Origin of the sequence: Acidocella facilis ATCC 35904 (assembly GCF_000687875.1) — a bacterium.
In the GTDB taxonomy this organism is placed as follows: domain Bacteria; phylum Pseudomonadota; class Alphaproteobacteria; order Acetobacterales; family Acetobacteraceae; genus Acidocella; species Acidocella facilis.
Genome location: NZ_JHYG01000002.1, coordinates 1 through 19,988 on the forward strand (window position 1 = coordinate 1; position 19,988 = coordinate 19,988).

Sequence of the window (19,988 nt, forward strand, 5' to 3'; positions counted from 1 at the left end):
GTTCGCTCTGAGCCAGGATCAAACTCTCAAGTTCATCCTACCCAGCGCCTAACCGGCACTAAATATAAATGAAGAAAGCCCTGCTCAAACATGTCGTTCCTCAGTCCTAAGACCAAGAATATTCGAAGCGTTTCTGTACGTAATTTCAAAAGAAATACTCCAGCCACGCTTCCAAAACGACAGAGGTAAAAACAGAACTTAATCCCGCCCCTCATATCATCAACCAGATGAAACAAATCACCCAGCAGCTCGGAGTAAACCCCGAACCAGAAACGCCACCAGCGTATCCCTTCCCAGCCTATGCAATTGTCAAAGAGCTAGATCAAAAACAAAGCGGCGGAGTTTATCCCGCCGCGAAGGCATCCAATCTAACCGCTCAAGTTCCGAAGATCAAGTCTGCAGACCGCAGCGGTGGACGGGCTTCTATTCCACCCTTCGAAGGCCGTCAACTCGACCAGACAAAGTTTTTCAAGAAAATTGAATATTTGTTTTAATATATTGATTTAATTGAATTTTATCTGAACTTCTCATGCCGGACGGCGTTTCCAGCCCTGATACCATTCGACGAAGCGGGGGATCCCCTCATCCAACCGGGTGGTAGGCACGTAGCCGCAGAGCGCGTTCAGGGCGGAGATATCCGCGCAGGTTTCAACCGGGTCCGCCGCCGGTTTTGGCTGGCTGACCGTGATCGCCTCCCGGCCGAGATGGGTTTCCAGCAGGGCCACCAGGTCACGCACATATTCGGCGCGGTGATTGCCGATGTTGAACACGCGGTGGCGCTGCTCATCGCCCGGCGGGTGATCGAACACCCCCATGATCCCGGCGATGATGTCGTCGATATAGGTGAAATCCCGCTTCAGGGCGCCTTCATCATAGAGGGTGATGGGCCGTCCGGCGATGATCGCCTCGGCGAAGCCGAAATAGGCCATATCCGGCCGGCCCCAGGGGCCATAGACAGTGAAGAAGCGCAAGCCGGTCTGCTTCAGCCCGAAGAGATGGGTATAGGAGGCGCTCATCAGCTCGTCGGCGCGCTTTGTCGCGGCATAGAGGGAGGAGGGCCGGTCGGCACGCTCGTGCTCGGAATAGGGCAGGGTGGAGCCGGTTCCGTACACGGAGGACGAGCTGGCATAGATGAGATGCTTCACGCTGCTCGTCTGCCGGGCCAGCTCCAGAATGGAGAGATGCCCGGTGAGGTTGGCGGAGGCGTAGGCGAATGGGTTTTCCAGCGAGTAGCGCACCCCGGCCTGGGCGGCGACATGGAAGATCACCTCCACCCCGTCGCCCAGCTTCAGCAGGGCGTCATGGTCGGCGATGTCCAGCTGGTGGAAGCTGAAACCCTGGCCCAGCCGCGCCAGCCGGGCCTGTTTCAGCCTTATGTCATAATAGGGGTTGAGATCGTCCACCCCGACCACATCGATGCCGCGGCCCAGCAGCTTCTCGCAGATATGGAAACCGATGAAGCCCGCCGCACCGGTGACCAGCGCTTTCATTGGCGCACCAGCCGGTCTTCCATCAATGTCAGGATCGCATGGCCGAGGGCAATGTGACATTCCTGGATGCGCGCCGTCTCGGTATCCGGCACCACGATCGCCAGATCGCACAAGGGCAGGGCAGGGCCGCCATCACCGCCGAGCAGGCCGACGGCGGTAATGCCCATCTCCTTGGCCTTTTTGAAGGCGCCCAGCACATTCGCGGATTTGCCCGAGGTGGTGATGCCGAACAGCACGTCGCCGGCGCGGCCCAGCCCTTCCAGCGGGCGGGAGAACATTTCATCGATGCCGAAATCGTTCACCGCCGCCGTCACCGCCGAGGTGTCGAGGGCGAGCGTAATCGCCGGCCAGCTGGCACGCGGCACCGCGCCGCGCAGGCGGATCACCAGCTCGGTTGCCAGATGCTGGGCGTCCGCCGCCGAGCCGCCATTGCCGCAGAAGATCAGCTTGCCGCCCTGGCGCAGCGCCCGCTCGCACGCATCGACAATCGCCAGCACCGGCTCGGCTTGTTCGGCCAAAGCCAGTTTCAGCTCGGCACCCCGGCGCAGCATGGCGGCATATCGGGCTTTTTCGTCGGTCTGCATGGGCCAGAGTCACTCCACGATGTCGGTGCGGGGTTTATACGCCAGCCCGTAAAAAGCTTACAGCCGCCCGGCGGACCGGGCGGCTGCAACAAGACACTTCAAAAGCGGCGGAAGATCAGTGCGCGGTCCAGCCGCCATCGATGGAGATCGGCGTGCCGGTGATGGTGGCAGCACCATCGGAGGCCAGGAATACCGCCAGCGCGCCGATTTCCTCCGGGGTGGAGAATTTCAGCATCGGCTGGGTTTCCTGCAGCATCTTCTTCTTCTCGGTATCGACATCGGTGCCGGCATCCTTGGCGCGGTCCTCAAGCTGCTTCTGCACCAGCGGGGTCAGCACCCAGCCCGGGCAGATGGCATTGACGGTGATGCCGTCATTTGCCGTCTCGATCGCGGCGACCTTGGTGGCGCCGACAACACCATGCTTCGCGGCCACATAGGCCACCTTGTGCGGGCTGGCGACCAGGCCGTGGGCGGAGGCGATGTTGATGATGCGGCCCCATTTCTTCGCCTTCATCCCCGGGATGGCGGCCTTCATGCCGTAGAACACCGCGGAGAGATTGATGGCGATGATAGCGTCCCATTTCGCCTCGGGGAAATCCTCCACCGGGGCTGTGAACTGGATGCCGGCATTGTTCACCAGAATATCCAGGCTGCCCAGCTCGTCCTGGGTCTTCTTGACGATCGCGGCGACCTGGTCCGGCTTGCTGAGATCCGCACCGTCATAACCGACCTTCACGGAAAATTCTTTTTCCAGATCCTGGCGCAGCTTTTCGATCTCACCGGCATCGCCGAAACCATTCAGCATGATGTCCGCACCCTCGGCGGCCAGCGCCCGGGCGATGCCGAGGCCAATGCCGCTGGTGGAGCCGGTGACCAGGGCAACTTTATCTTTGAGAGCCATTTTGAGCGTCCTTTCTTACTTTTCCGCCAGATAATCATGCAGCACCTTGCCATAGGGCAAGGTCAAGTCGGCGCAGAGATGGGTACCGTAAAGGATCTTTTTCACCGGCAAATCCGCCAGCCGGCAATTCGCATGCGGCACCAGATGCAGCCGCGCATCGCCCGAATAAGCGAATTTCAGGTCGATATCCTCGAGATGATAGCCGACCAACTGCGCGATCTTGGCGCTGCCATCCACATCCGGGATCCATTTCAGATTGATATTGAGTTTCTTCATGCCTTCGACCACTTTCGCGTGGTCAAGCGGCTTGGTCTTGTATGTCATCGTTCCCAGGGCAACGCGCTCATTGTCATATTTCAGCGTGCCGGTGAGGGTCTCATGGATCGTCTTCAGCTCGGGAATGCCGTATTTTTTCGGAAAGCCCCAGATCTCGCGGCCGCCGGTGGTGGGGCTTTCATCGTCAAGGTACATCATGACGGAGTAATTGCAGGGAATGCCGTTATAAAGTGCGGCGATGCCACAGCCGCTTTCCTCATAATCACCAAAGCCGGTGGAATCCGGCATCTTCATCCATTCAAAATAGACGTCATTGCCATCCGGCACCAAAGGCTCCGGCAGCAGGGCCCGCAACATGTCGGGATCGGTTTCATAATGGATGAGGAGATATTCCCGGTTATAAAACCGGAAGGGCCCTTTGGGATAGCTGGGCGAAGCCAATGGCATCGAGGTAGCGTTGAGAATTTCGTCTCTCGTCATGCAAACCCTCCAAAGAAGTGACGTTTATGTAGACCGGCCGCCTGTGATTGCACATGACGTTTCTGTCACCATGTCATGAACGGGATCGTGACACACCGACCTCTCAACGCAAGCGAACAAACGCAGAACAAGCGGCTGTCTTCATCGACGCCAGCAAAGCAGACCACGTTCAAGCGCGCCTTACCAGATGGAAATGTCATAGAACTGCAACGCAATGCCCGTCGCCATTGTCACAATGTTCAATTATTGCGAGGCGAGGCTTGGGGGCTGCTCTCCCACGCTGACCGAAACGCTGGGCTGACGAGAAGAGCCTGAACAAAAGGAACGCGAACGTGAAGATGATGAACCTCCTCCGCGCCGGCGCCGCCGCGCTGGCCATTACCGCCGCCGTTGGCGCTGTACAGGCGAAGGCCGACACCACCTCCGTGCCGCTGGTCGAGACGGGCTCCAGCCTGCTCTACCCGCTGTTCAACCTGTGGGTTCCGGCTTACACCGCCAGCCACCCGGGCGCTGACATCACCACCACCTCCACCGGTTCCGGCGCTGGCATCGCGCAGTCCCTCAAGGGCCTGGTGAATATCGGTGCGTCCGACGCCTATCTGTCTGACTCCATGGTCAAGGCGCATTCGAACATGCTGAGCATCCCGCTCGCCATCGCGTCGCAGGCCATCAACTATAACCTGCCCGGCATCACCAACCTGAAGCTGTCCGGCCCGATCCTGGCTGGCATTTACACCGGCAAAATCACCAAGTGGAACGACCCGGCGATCGCCGCGGCGAACCCGGGTGTCACCCTGCCGGACCACGTGATCATCCCCATCCACCGTCTGGACGGTTCGGGCGACACCTTCATCTTCACCCAGTACCTCTCTGACTCCGACGCCAGCTGGGGGTCCACCGTCAAGTTCGGCACCTCCGTGTCCTGGCCGGCGGTCGCCGGTGGCCTGGGCGCCAACGGCAACCCGGGCATGGTCGCCGCCGCCAAGGCGAACCCGTACTCCATCGCCTATATCGGCGTTTCCTTCGCCGACCAGGTTGCGCAGGCCGGCCTCGGCCAGGCCGAGCTGCTGAACAAGGCCGGCAACTACGTGCTGCCGACCGAAGCGACCATCTCCGCCGCCGCTGACAGCTTCGCCAACAGCACCCCGGCCGATGAGCGCGTCTCCATGATCTTCGCCCCGGGCGCGCAGGCCTACCCGATCGTGAATTACGAGTATGCGATCATCAACACCCACCAGGCTTCCGGCGCCGTCGCCAAGGCGGTCCGCGAATTCCTGACCTGGGCGATCACCGAGGGCAACAGCATGAGCTTCCTGAAGAAGGTGCATTTCATGCCGCTGCCGCCGGCCGTGGTTGAGCTCTCCAAGGCTCAGATCGCGAAGATCAAGTAACGCCTTTCGCCCCCTTCCGGCTCTGGCCGGGAGGGGGTTTTCGCGTCAAAGGGTGACTCATGAAACTCCGCCCCTTCCGCCTTGCCGTGCTTGGCCTCAGCCTCCTGATCCCCGCCGCGCTCTGCGCGGTTGTTTTGTTTCTGGTGATCTATTCCGGGCAGGCCATTTTCTTCAACGGGCTGCATTTCCTGACCCAGATCAGCTGGAATCTCGGCGATATGTACAGTGATCCGGTCACGGTACGCGGCGTGCAGGTTCCATCCGGCGCCAATTACGGCATTCTGGTCTTCATTGTCGGCACGCTGGCCTCTTCGGCTATTGCCATTCTCATCGCCGTGCCGCTGGCCATGGGGGCTGCCATCTTCCTGGCGGAAGTGGTCTCACCCAAGATCCGGCCAATCCTCTCCATGCTGGTCGAGCTGATCGCGGTCGTCCCCTCCGTGGTGTTCGGGCTGTGGGGCATCGCGGTGCTGGTGCCGCTCATCGGCCATTATCTGGCGCCGAATGGCAGCGGCTATGGGCTGCTCGCCGCCTCCATCGTGCTGGCGCTGATGATCACGCCGATCATCGCCTCCACCCTGCTGGACGCGCTTCTGCAAGTGCCCAGGGAAAATCGCGAATCCGCCTTCGCGCTGGGCGCCACCCATTTCGAGGTGGTGACCAAGGCGATGATGCCGATGGTCCGCACCACGCTGATCGGCGGCATCGTGCTGGCGCTGGGCCGCGCTCTGGGTGAAACCATGGCGGTGCTGATGGTCTCCGGCGGCGGCCTGAACATCCTGCCGACCTCGCTGTTCTCGCCCATCTCCACCATCGCCTCCTTCGTCGCCGGCCAGCTGGACAGCGCGCAGACGGATTCCACCAACATGTCGGTCCGGGCGCTCTCTGAAATCGCCCTGGTGCTGTTCTTCATCACGCTGGGCGTGAATGCCTGCGCCAAACTTCTTTCGACAGGAGCCCTCCGTGTCCGCAAGCGCGCTTAAATCCCCCCGCTCGGCGCACGAGCTGCGCCGGATCATCACCAGCCAGATCGGCTGGGCTCTCTGCGGCATCGGGCTGCTACTGGTGATCGCCCCGCTGCTCGATATCGTCGGCGTCGTCGCCTGGCGCGGCCTCTCGGCCTTTTCGTGGCATCTCTTCACCGAGAACACCACCGGGCCGAATGGCGGCCTGCTCAATGCCATCGAAGGCACGTTGCTGATCACCCTGTTCGCCATGCTGATTGCCATTCCGCTGGGCGTGGGAGCGGGGATCCATCTCTCGGAATACGGCAAGAACCGGCTGGGCAGCGTCATCCGCTTCATGTCGGACACGCTGACCGGCACGCCCTCGATCGTGCTGGGCTATTTCTCCTACATCGTGATGATCATTGGCTTCGGCTGGGGCTTCTCGCTGATCGCCGCGGCGATCACGCTCGCCATCCTGATCGTGCCTTATCTGGCCCGCATCACCGAGCTTTCGCTGCAGCAGGTGCCCAACACCATGCGCGAGGCCGCCTATGCGCTGGGGGCCAAGGATTCCACCGTGGTGTTCAAGGTGGTGCTGCCAGCGGCGGCCTCGGGCGTCATCACCGGCGCGCTGCTGGCGCTGGCAATCTCGGTCGGCGAGACGGCACCGCTGATCTACACCGCCGGCTGGTCCAATTATGGCTGGAGCGGCCATTTCACCCATTCGCCGGTCGGCTATCTGACCTACGTGATCTGGACCTTCATCGACCAGCCGGACGCGAAATCCCACGCCCTCGCCTTCGCGGCGGCCTTTCTGGTGATGATGGTGGTGCTGGCGATCAATATCGGGGTGCGCCTCACCGTGCGCCGGACCAAATTCAACTGAGCCACTGAGGCGCGGACACAAAAAAAGGCCCCTCCCGGCATCGCGGGAGGGGCCTTTTTTATCGGACGCTTTACTTGGACGCGGCGGCCAGGCTGGCGGAAATCGCGGCCTCGGCGGCGGCGCGGTCGGCGAAGCCGGTGACCTTCACCCACTTGCCCTTTTCCAGATCCTTATAATGCTCGAAGAAATGCTTGATCACGTCGCGGGTGATGGCGGGCAGATCAGACAGCTCCTTCACATCGGTGTAGAGCGGGTGCACCTTGTCATGCGGCACGCAGACGATCTTCTCGTCCTTGCCGGACTCGTCTTCCATCTCCAGCATGCCGATCGGGCGGCAGCGGATCACCGCGCCGGGCACCACGGCGGTGGGCAGCAGCACCAGCGCGTCGGCCGGGTCGCCGTCATCGGCCAGGGTGCCGGGGATGAAGCCATAAGCGGCCGGATAGGTCATCGGGGTGAACACCACGCGGTCCACCACCAGGGCGCCGCTCTCCTTGTCCACCTCATATTTCACCCCGGACCCGGCCGGAATCTCGATCACCACGTTGATATCGTGCGGCACATCCTTGCCGGGCGACAGCTTGCTCACATCCATTGCCAGAACTCCCTGATAGAAGGCGGCTGGGATATAGCTTGCTGCGGCGCAACTGGCCAGATTGCGGCATTTTGCGACGTTCAAGGTTGACGGGGCGGCAACGCCACTTAAAAGCGGCAGCGGATGCGCTGGTAGCTCAATGGTTAGAGCGGACCGCTCATAACGGTTTGGTTGGGGGTTCGAGTCCCTCCCGGCGCACCATTAAAATCAACTGCCTTTTTATGTTTAGGGCCAAAATTGGTTTTGTTGCTGGGTTTGAGTCAAATTATGTACAGATTTGCAGTGTAGTAGTGACGACTCGTCCGTCTATCCCCCATAACGGTAGAGATGTTTCTCTATCATTATCAATATATGAGATTTTTGCGCGGAGAGCATTCAGCTGACGTAGTTGTAGCGTTTCTCCCTGGAGACCTTGCCGCGCAAATGCCGACTCTTTCGACTGACATAAGGTTGGGGAGCGAGTATGCAAAGAAGGTGTGGGAGAAACACCACCTCGGCCACGACGAATTAGGCCTCATACAGACAATTGTGGATAACGGATGGTGCACCAAAACCCGCCCCGGAAGCTTGGAGTTTCTCTTTGTAAGAGACCAAGGTCCGCATACTCATTATCTATTGGCTGTAAAATCAGCCCGCTCTGGTCGTGAAACGTGGATCGCTACTATTTATAGAACCAATGAACAGGAGGTCCGGCGCCGTCTGAAAAAAGCCCGTAAAGACGGCCAGCTAATTAGATCTCACACGTGGTAATAAAAGAGGCGCTCTTTCGAGCGCCTCTTTTGGTTACCATCGAAGGACTCCAACCCCCTTCTAAAACCACAGAAGTCCGAAGGACTAACCGGGCACGGCCTGGAGATTCACCGTGTTATGGTATGAGTGTAATTGATAGAATAATGTCGGATAGTCAACACGGAAAAGGCGAATCCCTTTGATTTTTAACGAGATTATTGTTAAGTTGTTGAAATAGATTCATATTTTTCTGTGGATAACTTTTCCGGCAAGTTACACTAAAAAAGGCGGCGCCTCGCGGCCCCGCCTTTTTGCGATCTCAGAAAAACTCAGCTCAGCGCCGCGCAGAAGCGCTGGATGCGGGTGCAGGCTTCCACCAGCGCCTCTGTGGAGGTGGCGTAGGAAATGCGGAAATGCCCCGGATAGACGAAGGCCGAGCCATGCACGGCGGCCACACCTTCCTCGTCCAGCAGCGCAATCACGAAATCCTCGTCGGTTTCGATCTTCTTGCCCTTGGGGGTGGTCTTGCCGATGCAGCCCTGCATGGACGGGAACACGTAGAACGCGCCTTCCGGCTTCTGGCAGTTCAGCCCCGGCGCCTGGTTCAGCATATCGACCACCAGATCGCGGCGGGCCTGATAGACCTTCACCATCTCATGCAGCGCCTCTTCCGGCCCTTCCAGCGCCGCCACCGCAGCCGCCTGGCTGATGGAGGAGGTGTTGGAGGTGGACTGGCTCTGCAGCTTGTCCATCGCCTTGATCAGCTGCAGCGGCGCACCGCAGAAGCCGATGCGCCAGCCGGTCATCGCGTAGGCCTTGGAGCAGCCATTCATGGTGATGGTGCGGTCCTTGAGCTGCGGCTCGACCTCGACGATGGTCGCCGGCTTGAAGCCGTCATAGGTCAGCTTCTCATAGATGTCGTCGGTGAACACCCAGATATTCGGGTGCTTCAGCAGCACATCGCAGATCGGGCGCAGATCCGCGGTGGAATAGGCGGCGCCGGTCGGGTTGCTGGGGGAGTTCAGGAACACCCATTTGGTCTTCGGCGTGATCGCCGCTTCCAGATCCTCGGCACGCATCTTGAAGCCGTTATTCGGCGAGCAGGAGACGAACACCGGGCTGCCTTCGGCCAGCTGCACGATATCGGGGTAGGAAACCCAGCACGGGGTCGGGATGATCACCTCATCGCCCGCCTGCACGGTGGCCAGCATGGCATTGAAGATCACCTGCTTGCCGCCGGTGGAGACGATGATCTCTTCCGGCTTGTAGTCGATGCCGCTATCGCGCTTGAACTTCGCCGCCACCGCCTTGCGCAGCGCCGGGGTGCCGGCGACGTCGGTGTAGCGGGTTTCACCCTCGTTGATCGCCTTGATCGCCGCCTGCTTGATATGGTCCGGGGTATCGAAATCCGGCTCACCGGCGGAGAGGCTGATAATGTCCCGGCCCTCCGCCTTCAGCGCGCGCGCCTTGGTGGTGATGGCGATGGTCTGGCTCGGGCTGATGCGGTTCAGCCGGTCGGCGATCAGGGTCATAAATCTCTATCTCGAAGAAGTTTGAAGCCGGCGAAACTCCTAAACCTCCACTGCCATCGGCGCAAACCTCTTTTGCCGCAAAACTGCCACGCTTTTTCGCGAAACATTTGTTTATAGGGCGAAATCGTGATCGACCCGGAAGGATCTCGTCACGAGCCTCACCTATCGCGCCAGCCAAGAGACTATGGCGTGTTTCTTTTCAGGAGAATCAAAAATGACCGTCACCAAATTCGCCAAGCTGCTCCCCGCCGTCGGTCTCGCCTGCGCCATGGCGCTACCCGCGATGGCGCAGACCGCCCCGGCCAATTCCGGCACGATGGCGCCGATGTCCCCGAATACTATGAGCCACTCCGCCTCCCCGATGGCGAAGGCTGCCAAGGAGAAAACCAAGGCCGGCGGCCTGCCGGCTGACCAGAAATTCTCCACCGCCAGCGCCGCCGCAGCGCATTGCCCGAACAGCACCGTGGAATGGACCGCGCTGAGCCACAGCAAGAGCTACCATGCCAGCTCCTCCAAGCTGTATGGCAAGACCAAGCACGGCGCCTATGCCTGCAAGTCCGATCTGGACGCCGCCGGTTTCCACCAGGCCAAGAACTGAGCTAAAAAACGGGGCGGCAAACACCGCCCCGTTTTTTTGAAAGGAACTCGCCTTGGCCGAAACCAACTATGTCACCCTCCCTTCCGGCGTGAAGTATGAGGACCATGTCGTCGGTACGGGTGAAACCCCGAAGCAGGGCCAGATGGTGACCGTGCACTACACCGGCTGGCTGGATGAGAACGGCGCCAAGGGCCGCAAGTTCGATTCCTCGCGCGACCGCGGGCAGCCCTTTACCTTCAAGCTGGGTGTCGGCCAGGTGATTTCGGGTTGGGATCTGGGGGTGGCCACCATGCAGGCGGGCGGCCAGCGCACCCTGCTGCTGCCGCCGGAGCACGGCTATGGCCAGCGCGGCGCCGGCTCGGTGATTCCGCCGGGCGCGACCCTGATTTTCGATGTCGAGCTGATCAGCTTCAAGTAATCGCTAGAGCAATATGTGTTGAGGTTGACGCGCCAGCGTCAAGATAAACACATGAAATTGCCCGCCAAAACATAAATAGAGCGAACGGGTGTCGCCCATCTCGCTCTATTCGCCCTTTTTATTCAGCGTGCCGGCAACAGAATGGCCGGCGCGCTCCGCCGGCGCCGGCCGATACGGCGGCGATCCCTGGCGGCCCGCACCATCGTCTCGAAAGAGAGCCGCACCGCCTCGCTATCCCCGGTCCGCCGCTCCAGAGCCCGCAGACAGAAATGCACTTTCGCCATGCTCTGATAATAATCAGTGAAGCTGTAATTCAGCAGCCCGCCGGTGACCGCCCCGGCCACGGGCACGAGCTGCGCCATCAGCTTCTCAGACAAAATCAGCCCAAACCGCCCCGCCGCGCTGCGGATCAGCAGATTGATCGTGAGATGGCTCACCCCAAGCCGCGCCGCCCAATAGCCGCTCTCCGCCGCTTCCCCCGTCTCGCTGGGGCTGCCGAAGGCGAGAACCTCAAGGCAGGCGCGCCGGGTCTCCTCGGACGCCAGATCCTCGCCGGAATCCCGCGCCACCTCGGCGATGGAGCGCAGAATGGTCGCGGTAGTGAAGGGGATATCGACAAACGCGCCCGGCAACCCGGCAAAGCCTGAGACAACGCCGCTCATCGTGGTCGCCGCCCGGTGCAGCCTGTTCTTGCGCGGCGCCTTGGGGCGAATGAAATGCGGCGCGGCATCCAGCCCAAACGTCGCATAGCTGTAGCTGCTCCACAGCACGTCTTCCACGGTATCCTGGATTTTGCCGGAAAGCCCGGCCCATGTGTCGCCGCCAAATTTGGCGCCAACCTGCGAAATGGCGGCCTGCACGCCCTCAACCTGCCGGCCGAACAGAGCGGTGAGCCTGACCAGCAGCCCCCTGGAATCAGCCATCAACACGGCCGCTTCCCAAAGCTGCCAGCGCTCGGATTCGGTCAAAAAGCCGGTTTCATCGACCAGGCTCTGGGGCAGGGGGGGTAAAACGATCATGGCCAGACTGAGATGCGCTCAGCCTGGCCATGACTCAAGAGATTTTAAGGAAATTTCACTCCGCGGCGGCGGCGGAAACACCCTTCACAGCCTGCACGATCTCGGCGAAGGACGCCGGATCATCGAACGCAATGGCGGACAGTACCTTGCGGTCCAGCTCCAGCCCAGCCTGCTTCAGGCCGTAGATGAACTGGCTGTAGGTCAGCCCATGCTCACGCACGGCAGCGTTGATACGCTGGATCCAGAGCGAGCGGAATTCACGCTTTTTGACGCGACGGTCGCGATACGCATAGCGCAGTGCCTTTTCCAGGCGCTCCATCGCAATGCGATAATTGGTGGAAGACCGACCAACATAGCCCTTGGAAAGCTCCAGGACCTTCTTGTGGCGGGCATGGGTGGTCACACCGCGTTTCACACGTGCCATTTTCTATCTCCTCCTTACAGACCGTACGGTGCCCACTGCTTCACGGTCAGGCCGTCAGCGTGGGTCAGGGTCTGGCTGCCGCGATTCTGGCGCTTGGCCTTTTGAGAACGGGCATAGAGGTTGTGGCGCTTCTTGCCCGGGCCGGCCAGAACCTTGCCCGTAGCGGTGATCTTGAAGCGCTTCTTGACCGCGGATTTGGTCTTCAGCTTCGGCATTTCAGTCTCCTGATCGCATAACCCGCGCCTTGCGGCCCGGGGTCCCGGAAATCGGGGCGGCGGCCAGGCATGCCTAAAGGCCCGGACACGCGCGCTTCAACGCGAGACAAGACTGAAAAGCCGAGCAGTCGCGCCACTCCGCCTTGGGCCTGCCCACGGTGAAGGCGCGCCTATATAGCCAGTCGCGCCCCGTGACAAGAGGCACAAAGCAGCGCAGAGTCGCATAATGCCAGCAAAACCGCCGGATGAAGAGAGCCTGTACGAAGCGGCGATGAACCATATAGCCCACTACGCGGCCACGGAAGCCGGCCTGGCCCGCGTGCTTTCCCGGCGCATTGACCGCTGGGGCCAGAAACAGGCCCTTGAACAAGGCGCGGATGAAGCTGAACTCGCGCACCTTTCGCGGCTCGCGAAAGCAGCGATCCCGGGCGTACTGGCGCGGCTCAAGGCGCTGGGCGCGCTGGACGACAGCGCCTTCGCCGCTTCCCGCGCCAGGCGGCTGACCCGTGCCGGCAAATCCAGGCGCGCGACCCTGGCGCATCTTGCCGCCAAAGGGGTGAACCAGCCTGATCTGCCGGACGACCCCGACCGCGAACTCGCCGCCGCCTGCGCCTTTCTGCGCCGCCGCCGCGGCGGCGCCTTCGGTGAGGCGCCCCGCGACAAGCTCCTCGCCGCCATGGCCCGTGGCGGCTTCACCCAGGCAACAGCCCGCCAGGCGCTGTCCCTTCCGCGCGACGAAGCGGAGCAGCTGATCAAGTCCCTGGAAAATCTACCTTAGACAATATGTGCTCAGCCTCTGTATCGGCGGCAGACCCATACCTCATCCCGGCAGTTTGAGGCCGGCCCAGAGCGGACTCACACGTGGGTCAAACGACGCCGCCCCGCGTGGCGCCAACCTGGATTGCTGAAAGAAATACTCATCCAGCGCATCGGCCAGCTCCAAACCGCCCATCCATGCCGGACTCCGCACCCGCGAAAACGTTGCGGCCACCGATCCCGAGCGACCCAAGCCGGGCGGTGACAACGCCCCTTGCATCTCATCCGCGCTCATCAGCAGGGCCGCCTGGTCCGGCATCGGCTCAAACCCGTTCCCCGGCGCGCTCGTCATCCCGCCGTCAGACCCGCTGAAATGCTGACGCCGCCGCCCGCGCGGCACCGGCGCCATGGGCCGGCCTAGGGCAGGTCGGGGTTCAATAATCGATACCCTGCCCTCAAAGGCCGGCCCAGCGCGGCGCCTGGACATAAAAGGCCGGGCACCAGCCGGGCGCCAGATCGCATAGCGCGGCACCGGCCAGGATCGGACCGCCGCCCCCCCAACGCCCCTGCGCAACCAACCCGGCAACGCGCTGCCCCGCCTCTGCGCCGCCACCGGCTGACGCCTTCCAGACCTCACCATGCCAGCCATCCCCAACGCCCTCGGCCAGCCGACAGGTGCAGAGGCCCGCACGGCCAGCGAGGCGAACTCCATCTCGCGGCGCCGGTTCGGCCGGCGCCCCCGGCCCGCGGGGCGACGCGCAGGCGCAAAACCGCCCGGCATTTGCACGCCGACCCGCAGAGCCAGACGATGCAAAGGCCCGCCTGCCTCACTGGCCTTGTGGCGAACGCCACGCAACGCCGCCCTGAACCCCGCCAGCTTGTCGCGCTGCACCTCTGTCATGCTCAAGCGCTCCCCCCATCAGCCTCAGAGCGCGAAAACCGCCTTCAGCTCGGCCAGAATGGTCTGCAGCAGGCTCAGCCCGGCAACAGCCTTCTGCGCGCTGGCGGAAGGCAAGGCAGCCAGGGCAGGCGCCGCCGCCGAGGCCAAAGCCGTCACCGCATCCTGCGCCGTCGCCAACGCCGAGGCATGGGCGGATTGATCCGCCACCACCGCATTCACCACCGCACCCGCCGCCGCCACACCGGCCGCAACTTCATTGCCCACCACACCGCCAATGGCCTCGCCCGCCACGGAGGCCACCGCCAACCCCGCATTGATCCGCGTCGTATCGCTCATCGCCAACTCTCCTGTCTGAGACTCACTTCAAGATTTCATGCGCCAGGGCGCCAACATCGGACGCCACCGCCGCCACCTTCGTCACATCGCCCGATTGCAGCAGTGTCTTCACATCGCTCACCGCCTGCTCAAGCTGCGCCGTGGTAACACTCGTCTCCGGTTCGACGATTTTCAAAAACCCCACCACCAGCCCCAGAATATCCACGGCCGGGAGCTGCTGATGCAGCACGCCCCACTGGATCAACGCCGTGATCGCCGTGCCCAGCCAGATCGCCAGCCCGGTCCGGTTCTGCGGCGATTGCAGAAAATGTTTCACACTCATGCCGATCTCCTTCACCCCCCAACAATCCGGGCAAGCTGCAGAATGCGCCTCGCCCAACCCAGGCCGAACACGCTCCAGCCCGGCAATTTCGCGTAATAATCAAGCCGCCTCACCAACGCCTCCAGCGCCAATGTGCCGGCATGTCCGCTCGTTAAAACCTGCAGGCTGCGCGGCCCCAGAATGCCATCACCCGGCACCCCTGCAGCCTGCTGCAAAAACACGATGGATCGGCGCACCCCCGCATTCACCGCGGCATCGAACGCCACCATCGCCAACGGCAACGCCAACGCATCACCCTGGATTTTTTCAAAATAATCCCGCCGGTAAATCGCCTCGATCTGCGGCTGCGTCAGAGTTTCGATATCCAGATCCGGATAGGCTGCGGCACTGATCCCGCATTTCGTCCCGCGCAACAGGCCCATGCCCACGGCACCCCCGGTCCAGTTTCCAGGATCAGCCGCATTCGTGGAATATCCGCCTTCCGCCTGCAAGGTGAAGGCAATACAGCTGGCAAAATTATCCATGAAACAAACTCGTTGCCAAACCACCACAAACAGCGGAGAGCAGGCTGACGATCATCAGGCTCAGCCGCCGCTCCACATCCCGCTCGCCGCGAATCCGCGCGAGGTCCGCGCGCATATCGCCGAGTCCGCCGATCAGTTCGTCGACTTTCGAAAAGATCTTCGCCACCACCAGGTCCTCCTGCGCCAGATAACGGACCCGCCAAGTCTCCAGCGATTCCGCCTTGGCTTCGAGGATCCGCAGATCCTGCCTCACGGCGCCGATATCATTTCTGATCCCCGCGACATCGGCGCGCAGCGCCGCCCCCAAATCCTGATCCATTCCTGATCCTTTTCAGGCCGGCACATCCGACAAGTTGATCGGATATGTCGTCGCCTGCAGCGGCATGTTGATGGCCCAGCCCGACCCCAGATCGTTCGCGATGTTCCAGTTTGCCGGCGCAGCGCGCAGCGCGCTGTTATCCGTCACCGCATCGCCCCGGCCGATCTGCGTGCTGCCATAAGGGTAGAAAAACAGCACGGCGGCGGAGGGATTGCTGATCGCCTGCGCCAATGTCACCGCAATATGCGTCGCATCCACCCGCGCCGCCGCCACGGCGGTGATGATCGTCCCAGGACTGGCAACGGAGCCGCCATCCATCACCGCAAACCCCGCACCATTCAACGCCTGCAAGGGAACGATCAGATCATCCCCGGAATCATGCGTCACCGTGAGGATCAATTCGGTGTTGGACGCGCGATAGACATGCGAAATCTGCGGCCCGCCTTTCGCCGGCAGGCCGGCGGCGGGCAGGGTGCTGGCCGGAATCGAATCACTCCAGCCCGACGCAATCGCCAGCCGCCCCGCGGCATGCGCGCCCACCCGGCCATATCGCAGCAGATCCACCTCGTCGCGATGCTCCGGATCGCCACCGGTAAACATCCCCGTGGTCGCGTCATAGGTGGAATTCAGCGGATTCGAATCCGCCGTCTGCGCCGCGAAGATGGTGATGTTATTCGCGGCCACGCTTGCGAGATCCTCGATCGCTTCGCGTACCATCTGCACGCCGCCCGCCGTCTCGTAAGGAATCGCGTTCCAGGCCAGCAAGGGCAATTGCACGGCCGTGCGCCCCAGCAAGGCCCGCGTCAGCGCCAGCAGCCGCAGCACGGTGGCTTTATACAGCGCCTTGTTGGCATACGGCATCGTGCTGTCCTGCTCGCTCCAGGGCCAAAGCAGGAAGGTGATGTCCGCCTCATCCACGCTGGATACAAGTGCCGAACCGCCAGTGAGATAAGCGCTCAACGCGGCAAAATCCGGCCCACCGCTCCAGGTCGATGGATCCGATCCATCGCCCGGATTGGTCAGGAAGGTGCCGCTCCCCGTCCCTGGCGGAAACAGCGGCGGCGAGGAGTTCGAGATCGGATGGCCCGAGATCACCGAATAGCGCGCCGGTGAGAGATAGGTCCCGGAGATCTCCGCCGTATACGCATAAGAAGCGGCCCCCAGATACCAGGCCACACCTTGCGCCAACGCCAACGGCGCGCCGGCATTGATGAACCAGGCGGCGTTGGACTGGCCCATCACCAACAGATTGACCCCCCGCCGCGCGCCCAGCACCCAACGCCCCTGGGCGGCGATCAATGTCTGCATATCGGTGCTGGACAAAGCCCGCTCCCAGCACGCCGCCTCATGAAACCAGCATTGCGCGCTGCCTTGGATGGTCGCGTCATGCAGCCACAAAAGCTGCGCCTTGGCGCTGGCGGGCAGCGGGTTGGCAACGGCGCTGGCCACCTGCACCCCATCCAGCCACACATCCACCCCCACACCGGGGGTATTGCGCAGGATCACCGCATGGGTGTGGCGCCGCGCCAGGTTTGCGGTCAGCACCGTCGGGCTCGCCGCCGTCGGGAACAGGGTCAGATTGCTGCCCTGCGAACTATCCGCCTGCAAAATCGTGACGCCCGCGCCACTCAGCGTATGGATCAGCGGGATCGGCGACTGGTCGACATAATATGTCCCTTGCCGCCAGTTCGGCCGCGTCCAGACGAGATAGCGCGTCCAGGCCTGCCCGGCACCGAATTCCAGTCCAGGATGCGACAGCCCCCAATCCGGATCCAGGCTCGGCCCGTAATGCACGATGCTGGCATCCGGCGCGCCCACCGCGCCCAGAAACCCGTTCACCCGCGGCACCGCCAGCGTCGCCACCGGCGCGGTGTCGGCGCTGACATGGTAGGGCGTCAGCGCCATGCCGGCACCGGACTTATCCTGAAGGCTGCCCACCACGCTATTGCTGCCACCAACCGGATTGCCGCTGCCATCCAGCAGACTACCCAGCAAACCCGCATCCCACCAGCCGGACAAACCGCTGATCGCGCTGGGGTAGGGGCCCGCGAACAAACCCGTCGGCACCGCCCCGGCAGGCAACGCACCGATCAGCACCCGCTTTCCCGAGCCCGACATCAAAGGCGAGCCGGGCTGGTTGAACAACATCACCATCGGCTCAGCTCACCGTCACGGTAAAGCTGCTCACCGCCGTCGCGGCGCCGGCCGTGGTCTGCACCCACACATAATAGGCGCCGGCCGTGGCCGGGCTGGTGTAATAGATGGCCCAAAGCGTATTGGAATCGATCACCGACGCGGCCTGCCAGCCGCTCGTCGGCGCCGTGCTGTTCGAGGTGGACAGCGCCACCTGCACCGAAACCGCCTGCGCCGGCGAAATCGCGCCATTCAGCCCGATCGTCCCAGAGCCATGCGTATAGCTACCGCCCGGATTATTGAACCCGAAACTCACCGCGGCGGCTTCTGTCACGGCAATGGCGGAGGACACCGCCGTCAGCCCGCTGCTCGGGTCCTGCGCCCAGGCATAATAGGTGCCCGCGGCACCCGGCGTCAGCGCGCCGGAGATCACCCCGGCATTGTTCGCCGCCGCCACCCAGCCGCTGGTCGGCGCCGTGCTGTTGCTGGTGGTGAGCTGGATATTCACCGCATCCCCAACCGGCGTCACGGCGCCGGACACGTTGAGCGCGCTCCCCGCCGTCCCGCTGGCCGGCGCTGAAATCGTCAGGCTCGCCTGGGTCACGCTCACCGCGCCGGAGACCACCTGAACCGCCGTATCGGCCGTCTGCTGCGCCCAAACATAGAAACTCCCCGCCGCACCCGGCGTCAGGCTGGCGCTCCAGCCCGTGCCGCTGACGGTGGCACTGCTCCAGCTCGCCGGCGCCGTGGTCGCGGAACTGGACAAACCAACCCGCACCGCCGTCCCGCCCGGCGAAACCGTACCGGCAATCGTGAGCCCAGCGTTGATCTGCCCGGCCGTTGGCATGGTGGTGAAGGCAATCGTCGGCGCCGCCACGGTAAAGCTATTGGACACACCAACAACGCTTTGGTTGCCATGGTCGCGCACCAGCACCGTGTAGGTTCCCGCGGCCAGGCCCGGCAGCGTGAAACTGTAGGCATTGGCCGAAATCACCGGGCTCGGCGCGGCGCTCCAGCTGGTGCCGCCATTCGTCGAATAATCCAGCGCCGTCACGGCATCGTTGAAAATCCCGCCACCGACCACGAAGGCCGTATTCACCGCCGGCGCGCTGATCGCCCCCACCGTGATGGTCGGCGTGTTGGACACAATGCCGCTCCACCAGACGGTCGAGCCCCCCGAATAGCTGATGCCGACAAGCTGGGTGGAGGCGCCCGGCGGCAACACCGTGCCACCCGTGCCGGAACTGATCCCCGTGCCCATCGTCACCGCGCCGGCGGAGAGATTGATCAGCGTGCAGGCAAACCCCGCCCCCGTATTCGCGAAATTCGCGGTCAGGGTCAGCGGGGCGCTGGCCACCAGCACGCGCTGATTATGCACGGTCGAATCCAGCACGGTGTTCACCGCCAGCTCCACCACGCCGGACTGCACGCTGGGCAGCTTGCCCTGCACATAGGTCCAGATCGAGCCAAAGCTCTGCACGCTCAGCGTATTGCTGCCCTGGGCCACCAGCAGCTCATCGCCATCGGCGGCAGGGGCGGCGGCGGGCAGTTCATCCACCGTCTGCCCCGCCAGCAGCTGACCATACGGGATCCACGCCAGCGCCCCATTCTGCCAGAGCGGCAGATAATCGGCGCTGCTCACACTGCTGGTGGCGGTCCCGACCGCCGGCCCCTGCAGCCCGGCCCCGGCAGCCCCGGTCGGCCCGGCCGGACCAGCGGGACCAACCGGGCCAGCAGGCCCCACCGGCCCGGCCGGCCCCGCGATGGCGCTCACATTCACCGAAATCACACCGCTGGCGGTGATGGACACATTCTGTCCGGCACTGAACAGCCCGGTCAGCGCGCTCACCGGCAACAGCCCCGGCCCTGCGGCGGTGTTGATCACCAGCTCGTCGCTCAGCGCCAGCGCCGCCTGCACCGGATAGCTTGCATGGTCGGCGCCATTCGCGGCCAGCACGCTCCCGGAGAGAGCCAACCCCGTCCCCAACGTCACCGCTTCCGGCGTGCCCGTGCCCAGACTGATCCGCCCCAGCAATGCCCCGGACGAAACCTCGATCAGCGGCTGCAGGCTCGCCGTCACCTGCGCCACGGTCGCCGAATAAACCGAGCCATTCTGCGAAATCGGCAGCAGATCGCCGGCCCCGACGGTTGCCGCCGAGGGGAGTTGCGCAATCGTTGTCATGAAAACGACCTTGTGATTTGGCCCTTATCC

Annotated in this window: 23 protein-coding genes and 1 tRNA gene; 8 read left to right on the plus strand and 16 right to left on the minus strand. The window is 62.7% G+C overall.

The window, feature by feature from the left end; genetic code table 11:
- Window positions 1-227: 227 nt before the first annotated feature.
- Window positions 228-494, plus strand: coding sequence for a hypothetical protein (locus T331_RS19740; RefSeq protein ID WP_155992564.1), 267 nt, complete (start codon window positions 228-230; stop codon window positions 492-494).
- Between the two features lie 33 nt (window positions 495-527).
- Here the strand turns inward: T331_RS19740 and T331_RS0102405 are convergent, their stop codons facing one another.
- The 4 genes from T331_RS0102405 to T331_RS0102420 all read right to left on the minus strand — a co-directional run bounded on the left by T331_RS0102405 (window position 528) and on the right by T331_RS0102420 (window position 3,731).
- Complete coding sequence (locus tag T331_RS0102405; RefSeq protein ID WP_026438889.1) at window positions 528-1,490, minus strand: NAD-dependent epimerase/dehydratase family protein; 963 nt, start codon at window positions 1,488-1,490, stop codon at window positions 528-530.
- Window positions 1,487-2,074: a D-sedoheptulose-7-phosphate isomerase gene (locus T331_RS0102410; RefSeq protein ID WP_026438890.1), complete on the minus strand. Its 588-nt coding sequence runs from the start codon at window positions 2,072-2,074 to the stop codon at window positions 1,487-1,489. Before T331_RS0102410 ends, T331_RS0102405 begins: the two co-directional genes overlap by 4 nt.
- A gap of 115 nt (window positions 2,075-2,189) precedes the next feature.
- The gene (locus tag T331_RS0102415) at window positions 2,190-2,975 is read right to left on the minus strand and encodes a 3-hydroxybutyrate dehydrogenase (RefSeq protein WP_008494695.1); all 786 of its coding nucleotides are present in this window, start codon (window positions 2,973-2,975) and stop codon (window positions 2,190-2,192) included.
- A 15-nt stretch (window positions 2,976-2,990) separates the two neighbouring features.
- Window positions 2,991-3,731: an acetoacetate decarboxylase gene (locus T331_RS0102420; protein ID WP_026438891.1), complete on the minus strand. Its 741-nt coding sequence runs from the start codon at window positions 3,729-3,731 to the stop codon at window positions 2,991-2,993.
- A gap of 338 nt (window positions 3,732-4,069) precedes the next feature.
- Between T331_RS0102420 and pstS the strand changes: the two genes are divergently transcribed.
- From pstS to pstA, 3 genes are read left to right on the plus strand one after another with little or no spacing between them, the layout of a single operon-like run.
- On the plus strand, window positions 4,070-5,122 hold the full coding sequence (gene pstS / locus T331_RS0102425; protein WP_026438892.1) for a phosphate ABC transporter substrate-binding protein PstS: 1,053 nt from the start codon (window positions 4,070-4,072) through the stop codon (window positions 5,120-5,122).
- 59 nt (window positions 5,123-5,181) lie between these two features.
- A complete protein-coding gene (gene pstC, locus T331_RS0102430) occupies window positions 5,182-6,105 on the plus strand; it encodes a phosphate ABC transporter permease subunit PstC (RefSeq protein WP_008494698.1) in 924 nt (307 codons plus the stop codon).
- Window positions 6,086-6,955 (plus strand): phosphate ABC transporter permease PstA, encoded by an 870-nt coding sequence (gene pstA / locus T331_RS0102435; RefSeq protein WP_026438893.1) that lies wholly within the window; start codon window positions 6,086-6,088, stop codon window positions 6,953-6,955. The genes pstC and pstA overlap by 20 nt, the downstream gene beginning before the upstream one ends.
- Window positions 6,956-7,025: 70 nt before the next feature.
- On the opposite strand, the gene ppa is transcribed toward pstA, so the two are convergent.
- Window positions 7,026-7,550 (minus strand): inorganic diphosphatase, encoded by a 525-nt coding sequence (ppa, locus tag T331_RS0102440; RefSeq protein ID WP_026438894.1) that lies wholly within the window; start codon window positions 7,548-7,550, stop codon window positions 7,026-7,028.
- A 125-nt stretch (window positions 7,551-7,675) separates the two neighbouring features.
- Between ppa and T331_RS0102445 the strand changes: the two genes are divergently transcribed.
- Window positions 7,676-7,751, plus strand: a tRNA-Ile gene (locus T331_RS0102445).
- A gap of 857 nt (window positions 7,752-8,608) precedes the next feature.
- On the opposite strand, the gene T331_RS0102450 is transcribed toward T331_RS0102445, so the two are convergent.
- Window positions 8,609-9,811: a pyridoxal phosphate-dependent aminotransferase gene (locus T331_RS0102450; protein WP_026438895.1), complete on the minus strand. Its 1,203-nt coding sequence runs from the start codon at window positions 9,809-9,811 to the stop codon at window positions 8,609-8,611.
- 214 nt (window positions 9,812-10,025) lie between these two features.
- Here T331_RS0102450 and T331_RS18990 point away from each other — a divergent pair, with 214 nt between their 5' ends.
- Together T331_RS18990 and T331_RS17075 are read left to right on the plus strand one after the other, a co-directional pair.
- Window positions 10,026-10,409, plus strand: coding sequence for a hypothetical protein (locus T331_RS18990; RefSeq protein WP_008494702.1), 384 nt, complete (start codon window positions 10,026-10,028; stop codon window positions 10,407-10,409).
- Window positions 10,410-10,461: 52 nt separating this feature from the next.
- The gene (locus T331_RS17075) at window positions 10,462-10,827 is read left to right on the plus strand and encodes an FKBP-type peptidyl-prolyl cis-trans isomerase (RefSeq protein ID WP_035178977.1); all 366 of its coding nucleotides are present in this window, start codon (window positions 10,462-10,464) and stop codon (window positions 10,825-10,827) included.
- Between the two features lie 122 nt (window positions 10,828-10,949).
- Here T331_RS17075 and T331_RS17080 read toward each other — a convergent pair whose 3' ends face one another.
- From T331_RS17080 to rpmI, 3 genes are all read right to left on the minus strand, one after another.
- Window positions 10,950-11,750 (minus strand): EcsC family protein, encoded by an 801-nt coding sequence (locus T331_RS17080; RefSeq protein ID WP_211248664.1) that lies wholly within the window; start codon window positions 11,748-11,750, stop codon window positions 10,950-10,952.
- A gap of 151 nt (window positions 11,751-11,901) precedes the next feature.
- Window positions 11,902-12,270 (minus strand): 50S ribosomal protein L20, encoded by a 369-nt coding sequence (rplT, locus tag T331_RS0102470; protein ID WP_008494706.1) that lies wholly within the window; start codon window positions 12,268-12,270, stop codon window positions 11,902-11,904.
- Between the two features lie 14 nt (window positions 12,271-12,284).
- Window positions 12,285-12,485: a 50S ribosomal protein L35 gene (rpmI, locus tag T331_RS0102475; protein ID WP_008494707.1), complete on the minus strand. Its 201-nt coding sequence runs from the start codon at window positions 12,483-12,485 to the stop codon at window positions 12,285-12,287.
- 226 nt (window positions 12,486-12,711) lie between these two features.
- Between rpmI and T331_RS0102480 the strand changes: the two genes are divergently transcribed.
- Entirely contained in the window at window positions 12,712-13,263 is a 552-nt protein-coding gene (locus tag T331_RS0102480) for a regulatory protein RecX (RefSeq protein ID WP_035178978.1), read from the plus strand.
- Window positions 13,264-13,305: 42 nt separating this feature from the next.
- On the opposite strand, the gene T331_RS19745 is transcribed toward T331_RS0102480, so the two are convergent.
- The 7 genes from T331_RS19745 to T331_RS0102515 form a co-directional block, all read right to left on the minus strand.
- Window positions 13,306-13,650 carry a hypothetical protein gene (locus T331_RS19745; protein WP_155992566.1) on the minus strand — a complete coding sequence of 115 codons (345 nt, stop codon included), beginning with the start codon at window positions 13,648-13,650 and terminating at the stop codon, window positions 13,306-13,308.
- A gap of 516 nt (window positions 13,651-14,166) precedes the next feature.
- Window positions 14,167-14,478, minus strand: coding sequence for a hypothetical protein (locus T331_RS20515; protein ID WP_026438898.1), 312 nt, complete (start codon window positions 14,476-14,478; stop codon window positions 14,167-14,169).
- A 22-nt stretch (window positions 14,479-14,500) separates the two neighbouring features.
- Window positions 14,501-14,800: a hypothetical protein gene (locus T331_RS0102495; RefSeq protein WP_155992568.1), complete on the minus strand. Its 300-nt coding sequence runs from the start codon at window positions 14,798-14,800 to the stop codon at window positions 14,501-14,503.
- A gap of 11 nt (window positions 14,801-14,811) precedes the next feature.
- Window positions 14,812-15,324: a glycoside hydrolase family 108 protein gene (locus T331_RS0102500; RefSeq protein ID WP_008494713.1), complete on the minus strand. Its 513-nt coding sequence runs from the start codon at window positions 15,322-15,324 to the stop codon at window positions 14,812-14,814.
- Window positions 15,317-15,643 carry a hypothetical protein gene (locus T331_RS0102505; RefSeq protein WP_026438901.1) on the minus strand — a complete coding sequence of 109 codons (327 nt, stop codon included), beginning with the start codon at window positions 15,641-15,643 and terminating at the stop codon, window positions 15,317-15,319. The genes T331_RS0102500 and T331_RS0102505 overlap by 8 nt, the downstream gene beginning before the upstream one ends.
- A gap of 12 nt (window positions 15,644-15,655) precedes the next feature.
- The gene (locus T331_RS0102510) at window positions 15,656-17,797 is read right to left on the minus strand and encodes a hypothetical protein (RefSeq protein ID WP_026438902.1); all 2,142 of its coding nucleotides are present in this window, start codon (window positions 17,795-17,797) and stop codon (window positions 15,656-15,658) included.
- 4 nt (window positions 17,798-17,801) lie between these two features.
- The gene (locus T331_RS0102515; RefSeq protein WP_026438903.1) at window positions 17,802-19,958 is read right to left on the minus strand and encodes a beta strand repeat-containing protein; all 2,157 of its coding nucleotides are present in this window, start codon (window positions 19,956-19,958) and stop codon (window positions 17,802-17,804) included.
- Window positions 19,959-19,988: the final 30 nt, after the last annotated feature.